Source organism: Microbacterium testaceum (genome assembly GCF_001476655.1).
Classification (GTDB): Bacteria; Actinomycetota; Actinomycetes; order Actinomycetales; family Microbacteriaceae; genus Microbacterium; species Microbacterium testaceum_C.
Genome location: NZ_LDRT01000208.1, coordinates 1 through 2,650, shown reverse-complemented (window position 1 = coordinate 2,650; position 2,650 = coordinate 1). Strand labels below are relative to the sequence as shown.

Below are 2,650 nucleotides of genomic sequence, written 5' to 3'. Positions count from 1 at the left end.
CCTTCGGCGGTGCCGGCACCGCTCACCGCGAGGCCGAGCAACGCCGACGCGTCGGTCAGCAGCCCCGCGGCAGAGAGACGCACGGCGGCCTCGGCGAGGGAGCCGTACCGCCCCGCGAGCAGCGCGTCGACGAGACGACGGCGGCCGAGGTGCGACCAGTCCTCACCGTCGGTGTCGGCCAAGCGTCCCAGCGCGAGCGCTGTCGCGCCCTGCTCGAGGACGGCGACGCGACCGGCCGGGTGCGCGGGACCGCCGAGGGCGACGAGAGACCCCCAGCGGGTGCCCCGCGCTTGCACGGGGACGACCGTGCGAACATCTCCGGGGTCTCGCACGGAGAGGCGCGAGCGCTCCTGCCAGCCCGCGAGGACCGAGTGGTCGGCCTCGGCGAGCTCGGCGACGATCACCTCGTGCGCGAGGGACTCGAGGATCACGGGTGCGCGCAGGGTCCGCGCGAGACGCTCGACGACGTAGTCGGCCGGGGCGCCGCGCAGCGCGAGCTCGGTGAAGAGGGTGCGCACCTCGTCGCGGGCTCTCAGCGCCACGGTCTGTTCGTCGATGATGCGCCGGTGCACCTGTTCGGTCACGGCGACGAACTTCACCTCGCGATGCAGGGCGACCAGGACCAGCCCGGCCGCGCGGGCGGCGTCGATGACGACCGTCGGCACGTAGCGGTAGTGCGCTCCCAGCTCGATGACGATTCCGATGAGCCCCGCCGCGGCGAAAGCGGCGACGAGGGTGCGGAGGTCGTCGGGCTGCTCGGGCCACGCGGAGGCGGTGGTGAGCAGCAGTTCGCCCCCGTCGAGAAGGCGAGCCACCCCGGGACTGTCGGAGACGTGCACCCACCGGACCCGCGCGTCGAGGAAGGCCCGCCCGACCAGCACCTCCGGCACCCCCTGCACGAGGGCCGGCATCTCCAGAGCCTCGGCAAGGGTCGGCAGACCGGGCTCCGCGGAAGTCGGACGATCTGTCCGGGAGGCCGCCGATTCGCGACGATCAGACACGTGCATTCCCTCCAGAAGACCCGAAGAATCAATCCCACACACCCTAGTGCGCGTCCGGTCGGAGTGTCCGGAGACGCCCATCCGAGGAGGACCCCATGACGTTGATCCGCCACCACATCGCCGGCGCTGAGCGGGGAACCGACCAGCGCACCGGCGACGTGTTCGACCCCGCGACCGGACAGGTGCAGGCGCGAGTCGCCTTCGCCACGGCATCCGAGGTCGACGAGGCGATCGCCGCCGCCGCTGCCGCGCTTCCCGCCTGGCGTGCCACGAGCCTCATCAAGCGCGCCGACGTGTTCTTCCGGCTGCGCCACCTCCTCGTCGAGCGCACCGACGAGCTCGCCGCGATCATCACCGCCGAGCACGGCAAGGTGCTCTCGGACGCCAAGGGCGAGATCAGTCGCGGCATCGAGAACGTCGAGTTCGCGGCGGGGCTCGTGCACCTGCTGAAGGGCGAGCACGCCGAGCAGGTGAGCCGCGGCGTCGACGTGCACTCCGTGAAGCAGCCCGTGGGCGTGGTGGCGGCCATCACCCCCTTCAACTTCCCCGTGATGGTGCCGCTGTGGATGACGGCATCCGCGATCGCCTGCGGCAACACGGTCGTGCTGAAGCCGAGCGAGAAGGACCCGTCGGCATCTCTCTTCCTCGCGAAGCTCTTCGAGGAGGCGGGGCTCCCCGCCGGTGTCCTCAACGTCGTGCACGGCGACAAGGTCGCCGTCGACGCCCTGCTCGACTCCCCCACGGTCCGCGCGGTGAGCTTCGTCGGCTCGACACCCATCGCGAAGACGATCTACTCTCGCGCCGCCGAGAACGGCAAGCGCGTGCAGGCCCTCGGCGGGGCGAAGAACCACATGGTGGTCCTGCCCGACGCCGATCTCAACGCCGCCGCCGACGCCGCCGTCTCGGCCGCGTACGGCTCGGCCGGCGAGCGCTGCATGGCCGTGTCGGTGCTCGTCGCGGTCGGAGACGAGGTCGCCGACGCGCTGGTGGAGAAGGTGGCATCCCGCATCGAGGGCCTGAGAATCGGCCCGGGAACGGATGCCGCGAGCGAGATGGGTCCGCTCATCACGCGCGAGCACCGCGACAAGGTCGCCTCCTACGTCACGGGCGCCGCCGCAGAGGGCGCCGAGGTCGTCGTCGACGGCACGACCCAGGAGTTCGACGGCGACGGCTTCTTCGTCGGCGTCTCGCTCGTGGACCGCGTGGCCCCGGGCATGAAGGTGTACGACGACGAGATCTTCGGACCCGTGCTCTCCGTGGTGCGCGTGCAGAGCTACGACGAGGCCGTGACGCTGATCAACGCCAGCCCGTACGCGAACGGCACGGCCGTGTTCACGCGCGACGGGGGCACCGCCCGCCAGTTCGAGTTCGACATCGAGGTCGGTATGGTCGGGGTCAACGTGCCGATCCCCGTCCCGGTCGGCGCCTTCTCGTTCGGCGGATGGCGCAACTCGCTCTTCGGCGACTCGCACATCTACGGCCCCGAGTCGATCCACTTCTACACACGCAGCAAGGTCGTCACCACCCGCTGGCCCGACCCCAGCGAGAGCCAGATCAGCCTCGGCTTCCCGAGCCATCACTGAGAACCGGAAAGGGACCCCTCATGACCCTCACGACCCCCGATCTCTCCCCCGACCTCACCCCCGACC

The 2,650-nt window shown here is 71.0% G+C and carries 2 protein-coding genes; one reads left to right on the top strand and one right to left on the bottom strand.

Going from position 1 to position 2,650, the window contains the following annotated elements; translation table 11 throughout:
- Window positions 1–911, bottom strand: a 911-nt coding sequence (locus tag NS220_RS18405; RefSeq protein ID WP_242864683.1) for a PucR family transcriptional regulator ligand-binding domain-containing protein, incomplete at its 3' end; no start/stop codon positions are given.
- A gap of 185 nt (window positions 912–1,096) precedes the next feature.
- On the opposite strand from NS220_RS18405, the gene NS220_RS18400 reads away from it, so the two are divergent.
- Window positions 1,097–2,584 (top strand): CoA-acylating methylmalonate-semialdehyde dehydrogenase, encoded by a 1,488-nt coding sequence (locus NS220_RS18400; protein ID WP_058625422.1) that lies wholly within the window; start codon window positions 1,097–1,099, stop codon window positions 2,582–2,584.
- Window positions 2,585–2,650: the final 66 nt, after the last annotated feature.

What these genes read in the sequence shown, in the direction of transcription:
- NS220_RS18400 (WP_058625422.1), top strand. Translation starts at nt 1,097, where the DNA reads ATGACGTTGATCCGCCACCACATCGCCGGCGCTGAGCGGGGAACCGAC.